At 38.8% G+C, this 6082-nt stretch carries 9 protein-coding genes and 1 pseudogene; 9 read left to right on the top strand and 1 reads right to left on the bottom strand.

Annotated features, from left to right (window positions below; genetic code table 11):
• The 9 genes and pseudogenes from AC1DPK_RS25110 to AC1DPK_RS25070 form a co-directional block, all read left to right on the top strand.
• Positions 1–292: pseudogene (locus AC1DPK_RS25110) on the top strand (hypothetical protein); the annotation flags it as partial.
• A gap of 303 nt (positions 293–595) precedes the next feature.
• Positions 596–1072: a UPF0158 family protein gene (locus AC1DPK_RS25105; RefSeq protein ID WP_477511974.1), complete on the top strand. Its 477-nt coding sequence runs from the start codon at positions 596–598 to the stop codon at positions 1070–1072.
• Positions 1073–1169: 97 nt separating this feature from the next.
• The gene (locus AC1DPK_RS25100) at positions 1170–1415 is read left to right on the top strand and encodes a PHP domain-containing protein (RefSeq protein ID WP_441880893.1); all 246 of its coding nucleotides are present in this window, start codon (positions 1170–1172) and stop codon (positions 1413–1415) included.
• 194 nt (positions 1416–1609) lie between these two features.
• Positions 1610–1984 carry a PHP domain-containing protein gene (locus AC1DPK_RS25095; RefSeq protein ID WP_477511973.1) on the top strand — a complete coding sequence of 125 codons (375 nt, stop codon included), beginning with the start codon at positions 1610–1612 and terminating at the stop codon, positions 1982–1984.
• Positions 1985–2131: 147 nt separating this feature from the next.
• Positions 2132–2947: a hypothetical protein gene (locus AC1DPK_RS25090; RefSeq protein ID WP_477511972.1), complete on the top strand. Its 816-nt coding sequence runs from the start codon at positions 2132–2134 to the stop codon at positions 2945–2947.
• Between the two features lie 145 nt (positions 2948–3092).
• Positions 3093–3524, top strand: a complete 432-nt coding sequence (locus AC1DPK_RS25085) for a hypothetical protein (protein WP_477511971.1) — start codon at positions 3093–3095, stop codon at positions 3522–3524.
• Between the two features lie 857 nt (positions 3525–4381).
• Positions 4382–4861, top strand: coding sequence for a hypothetical protein (locus AC1DPK_RS25080; RefSeq protein ID WP_477511970.1), 480 nt, complete (start codon positions 4382–4384; stop codon positions 4859–4861).
• A gap of 143 nt (positions 4862–5004) precedes the next feature.
• Positions 5005–5367 (top strand): pentapeptide repeat-containing protein, encoded by a 363-nt coding sequence (locus AC1DPK_RS25075; RefSeq protein WP_477511969.1) that lies wholly within the window; start codon positions 5005–5007, stop codon positions 5365–5367.
• Between the two features lie 15 nt (positions 5368–5382).
• Positions 5383–5712, top strand: a complete 330-nt coding sequence (locus tag AC1DPK_RS25070; RefSeq protein ID WP_477511968.1) for a hypothetical protein — start codon at positions 5383–5385, stop codon at positions 5710–5712.
• 155 nt (positions 5713–5867) lie between these two features.
• On the opposite strand, the gene AC1DPK_RS25065 is transcribed toward AC1DPK_RS25070, so the two are convergent.
• Complete coding sequence (locus AC1DPK_RS25065; RefSeq protein WP_477511967.1) at positions 5868–6056, bottom strand: hypothetical protein; 189 nt, start codon at positions 6054–6056, stop codon at positions 5868–5870.
• Positions 6057–6082 lie beyond the last annotated feature (26 nt).

Here is a 6082-nt window from a genome sequence, read left to right as displayed (position 1 = left end):
GTTACTCGCATTGTACAGAACATTTTTTAAGAAACCAACCGTGTTATGCCTATCCAATGAGCAAATCATATTAAATGGGAATATAATTAATTCAAGGGATATTAAAGTGATAATGACCAGGGGGTACTTTAAACCTGTTATTGGGATATTACCTTACAGGAGGAAGATCGTCCCATTGGATATGGCATTTAGGTATTCAAAGGATGAAGATAGAGGCATCTCGGATTTAAAGAGCTGGGCAAAAATGAACAATGTAAAGATGGTTAATAAATCGTTTCAAACGTGGATATAAGTGTATTCAAAAGCACTATTCGGTACGGTTATTACCTTATTCAGAGGATGTGCTTAACCAGGGTGACATGCTTGTTCGTTACGCTAACGGGAAACGATAGTTGAAAAGTCGTAGCCATAGCAATGGCAGTCTAGATCTTTATTTCGCGTCCTAGTCTGCTGCTGTTGCTGCGGATTTAATTTGCAAAGTCTGATGATAGTTGAGGACGAGTTACATGTTTAAAAGCAGCTCCTCTATGATTTATTTTGGTAATTTGAATAAACTGTTTTGTAGAAGGAATCTCAATGAAAGGACAGATGTGAAATGGAGAGAAAAGCAACAGTAAAATTAGATGATCTAATTACTGAAATTGAAATTCAAATGGATGAGACCCTAACATACTTAAACATCCAGACAGGAGAAGTAATAACATTATCGAGAGAAGAGATGAGAGCGGCAGAAGATGAAGAGCTGCTTGACAATTATCCGGATTGGGAACGAGAGAACATTGAACAAGCCATAAAAATTATAGAGGATGAAGACGAGGTTTACCTCGAATTCACATTAAGAAACGAGTTCCATGAGTATGAACTAATAGAAGAATTTATTGAGACATTAGACAAAGCAGAGGTTCGAGAAAAATTGTTTGGAGCTATTCAAGGAAGAGGAGCATTTAGAAGATTTAAAGATGGAATCATTGAACATGACGTCGAAAGACAATGGTATGAATTCAAAGAAAAAAAGGTGAAGGAATTAGTTATGGAATGGTGTAAAGAGAAGGGTCTTGTAATAGAAGAATGAAGTGTTATTTATTGGGAGGATAAACATGGCTTTAGACAATTAGATATCTCTACAAGAGTCAAGCCGTCAGTCAATTTGTATAAGGAGGAACCTTCATTTGAAATGGGACGATCATTCCCATACCCCATACTGTCATCATGGTAGTGGCACTTCACAAGAAGAATATTTAGAACGAGCGATTAATTTAGGATTCGAGCGTTACACGCTCAGTGAACATGCCCCTTTACCATTGAACTGGATCGATGATGCTTCGTTATATAAAAGGCTAGCAATGCCTTACAGTGAGCTTTCTCTGTACATCGAACATGCCAAGCATAAAAACAAGAATACAATGGAAAGATAGATGTTGCTGTTGGTTTAGAGCTAGATTACTTACCAGGTAAACTTGATTTCACTGAAAGAATAATAGATGACTTTGATCAGGATTTAGAAGACATTATTTATTCTGTGTACTATATACCCGGTATGGGTGGAATGTGATTAATTGATTACCGACCAGATTATTTTAAAGAATATATATTAAAGCATTACGGAACGATGGAGAAGGTTGTTGATGAGTACTACAACTATATTGAAGAAGCAATTGAGTGGATCTCCCAATTCTCTATACGGAAAAGAATTGGACATATTAATCTAATTGAAAAATTTAAAACCGTCTTGCCTGAAATAGATGAAGGGCAAATCAAAGATCGCATGGAGAAAATTATTCCGCTCCTCCTTAGAATGAATGTTGGACTTGATGTGAACACGGCAGGATTAAGGGTAGATACATGTGGGAAAGCGTATGTACCTGAATGGTTCCTGATTAAATGTAGGCACCATGGGGTTTCGTGTATATACGGGTCAGATGCCCATTCTCCAGATCACTTAGGGGATTGGTTTGTGGAGCTAGAGCACTACGCTAACAGGTAACGATAGTTGAAGACTAAAAGGGCTGCCACGTGGCAGCCCTTCGTCGTTACGCTAACGGGCAGGATACTTCCAATATGTGTTAGTATGAGGAGATTAGGAGCCAGGATTGAAATAGGAATCATTGGTTATATAGGAGCGTGTATACGGTTGAATGATCGACTATTGTTTTATAAAGGGTTAAAGGAGAATATCGAGCGAACGGAGGAAAGGAATCGGGGAGATCTGAATGAAGGATACTCAATCGACAACCACTTTTTTTTAGGACTTTATGAGTTTCGAGGATTACTAGGTCCGTTATATGAGAATGGCGAGCTCGGTAAACTGGCAGATTATTTTGAGTTACTTGGGACAGCCAATCGTAATTTATATCGAGACCATAATAAATATTTTTGGTGGATTTATCCACCTCTTGTCTGGTTGCTGTGCAGCTCTTTCTACAACTATCGTACTGGCAGAAGTTCTTATGCGGCAAACTTAGCTCGCTTCAACTATTCCTATATGGAAGAGGTAAAGCCCGGCTTAACACATGGTTTTACCAGAATAGAAATTGGTCTCACTGAGCGAGGATTGTTCGAAGAGTTGATGGGTTATTTTTCATTACTATTTGATCCGAATAGATTCATTTCCCATATGAACGAAGCTAAGAAATTATTCGAACAACACATTCAACTTCGTGAAGAAACATCTGCCAACTCAAAGATTGAAGACGACGAGGACCTTAGTGATTCGGGAGGAATCGACGAACAAACAATCGTGAATGAATTTTCATTTAGTGAGGCAAATCAACCCTTTGATATTGCGCTCATCCTCTGCTTTGAGATTAATGAGCGTACCTATTGGTTCAAAGAGCGAGAACAAATCTTTAATCGACTGAAGACTTTCTTCACTGATCCACCAGATTGGAGCGCAATGAAGAAACCGTCATTAAACATATCACAACTTCACTTGGATCCTGATCAATAAAGTCGTTAGGCAACGTTCTAGAGGATTAAGCTTAAGGGAATCGTTAGTTTAACGCACCATGGAGTAGTTTGCGAACGCAGCTGAATGACCCAGCAGAAATAGGCGTTTAGGTCGTGTATCATATTTTGAAATGAGGAAAATCAGTATGGAATACAAACAAGTTGATATTTATGTTTACGGTAAAAGAATTATTATGATTGCTAATGGAATTATTAATAAGTGGGGAGGAGTTATTGCAAACATTGATGTAGTAAAGGAGGTTGAAAATCCTAACAGTGAGGAACAAATTGAGTCAGCGCTTGAATATGTATTTCAGAAATGCCATTCTCTAACTCCCGTGGAAAACGACATCACTCCGCTTGAGAAGTATTTAGGAGTAAAAGGCTATGAAAAAGCAATAAAAGGGAAAAAATTAGTTATATACTCATGTGATAGGGAAGAAGGTTATTCTTTAACTCCTACAAAGAAGCAAAAAGGTTTTGATTTTTTAGATGATAAAAAAATACATTTAGGTCATGAAATTATTAAAGGTAATCTAGCAAAAGCCTTAAGAGAAGCAATTGAGAATTCAAAGTAATGAAAACCACATGTGAGTATTGTACTGTTCCTTAAGGTTCCGGAAACTCGGAACCTTTTTGTATTGAGGAAAATTGCAGTGGGCTGCGAGAAGTCATTAGTGTAGATACGAAATAGGAATATCCTTCGAGGGAGGTACATACGCTCGGCTCTATACCTCGTTCGAAAAGGGTTCTTTTGGTTGAAGGAAATTCGCTAAATCATTAAGCTAACGGGCAGGTTAGCGTGGTAAAATAATGTTATCCTTTTTTTTGCTAAGACGGATGAGAAAAGCAGATAACGCAAGTTGTGATTCAGCTAATCTATGGAGGTGATCATTTATGTGTCGATATGCAATTTACGGCCCATATAAGGATATTTACGCGTGTTTTAAATGCAGGAAGGTTTTCAAACAAACTTCTGCTTCAAAACTAGATAAAACTGAGATCCAAAATTAGATATTATAAATGCCCACAATGTACCGAAATAATGAAGGATATGGGACATGATTTTAAAGCACTTAAACAAAATGACCTTAAACAGTGGATGAAGGTAGAATTGTTATATAATAACGGTTTTACATATCATTCCTGTGGATGTGGTGGTCCTGGATATAGGCCGGCAAATTTATCTGAAGTTGAGGATTTTATAAGACGCGAGAAGGTTTTTAAATCTGAGGGAGCAATATTGTTGCGAAGATTGACTATAAAAACTTAAGAAGTCTGACGATGGATGTTCAACTAACGGGGAACGATAGCTCAATGAACATAAGAAACGGCGGCCGACATAATGACTTCCGTTTTCTCAACAAATGGGGAGATTAACGTAACACTTTCCCTATCCGTTTCGTCTACTGTATAGAATGGAGGGAGGATAGAAATGAATCAACTACTTGTGAAATCGGCAGGTTATTTGGGGTTGTTGTGCATGATTTTTTTGCTGTACAAAGTAACCTTGTTTTGGAACCCAATAGGTATACAAAAGCAAACCGTTTCATTCCTGAAAGCAGTTCAGGAGCAAAACTACGACAGAGCTGCGGAATTGTTTGGCTGGGAAGGGCGGAAGACCGCGGGCAGCAAGGAAAGCGCTTGGAAGCAGTTGGCTGAAGAAGAAGGGGTTCGATTACTATCCTTCAGTAACGTTCGTGCTGAATATGACGATGGTTGCTATTGCACGGGCCATGCGGATCTTGTGTTCGAGGTGAATGAAAGCCCTATGCAGGTTAGAGCTGTGATTACATATGGAGTAGGTGCAAGGCCGAAACAAATATGCGCAATAACACCCTCGGGGATGCAAGGCGGTTCCATTTCCCTGATAACGGCATGGAACTCACTGGCATGTGGGAATAGCTCGTTTTGAAGTCTTCATTGACCTAACGGGAAACGATAGTTGAAAACTAAAAGGGCTGCCGCGTGGCAGCCCTTCGTCGTTACGCCAACGGGCAGGTTTGCGTGGTAGCAGTGTAGAAACATAGTCATCAAGTAGGTTACGGGGGTGTGGGGATGAACAGCGAAGTTACAGCGGTTGGATTTTTGGAAATGATTCAACAGGGACAAGGGTCATTCTCAAGACTTTGTGTTGAAGACGGTGTTTTAACTGAAGTTGATTTATCAAATCTCAACTTTGAGGAGTGCCTATTCTCGGTGAATTTTGCTGGTTCGAATTTTCAAAACTCGAGGTTTATCAATTCAAATCTAAAAGCATGTATTTTTACTAATTGTATTTTTAATAATGCAGTGTTAGTTGGTAACTCACTAGATGGTACAGATTTCTCGGGAGCGAAGGTAGACGGAATGACTTTTAAAGACAACACCATTCATTCCATAGTGCTTACAGAGTCACATCTTGCTGAAATGATACTTTAATTAAGGGAGAAACGAATGACAATAAACAAAAAGAGTTCCAGAAGAATATCAGTCAGAGATGACAATTACATATGGACTATCTCCCCAGGAAGCGGATATATAATCTTGATAGCTGAACATGAAATCACTAGAGGAATGCGGCTTGAAGTTTACGTTGAATCAGATATCGACAGTGTTTGGGTAAACTTCCCTAATACAGAACATCTAAATATTAAAATCATTAGACCAAGAGATGTTGAATATTTTATTTGTCAGTCGCTTGATCAAGGGTGGACTCCAAAAGTAAAAGGAGCACCTGTTGTTTTTGATTTTGACGGTAAGTTTCTGAAAAGAAGATTAGGCTAACGAGGAACGTTAGTTCAATGAAACAGCGATAGTCTAGGACTTTGTTTTTTGTCCTTGGCTGTCGCTGTTTCAATTTCTGAGGTCAGTCTAAAACTTATTGTATGAAGTCCGACGATATTACAATTGAGAATCAGCGTGGAATAAAGAAACCCAGTCTAATGCTTTATTTTCTTCCGCCAGCTGAGTTTTGGGAACGAAATGTGTTGCTGGCAGTAAAGAGGGGCAAATTGCTTTTGACCATTAAGGTTAGCAGCCGTTCGAGAGAGGATCGAAATTAAATCAACCTCGGTGATTTTCTCTTGCCCTATCGTAAACTCAATAACGCAGAGCAGTTCTCTTTGCATAGCTGCAATGGCTCCAACTGATCCAT

This window comes from Paenibacillus sp. 01T424 (assembly GCF_056398745.1).
The sequence above is the reverse complement of the archived record's forward strand: the minus strand, read 5'-3'. Positions and strand labels throughout refer to the sequence as shown.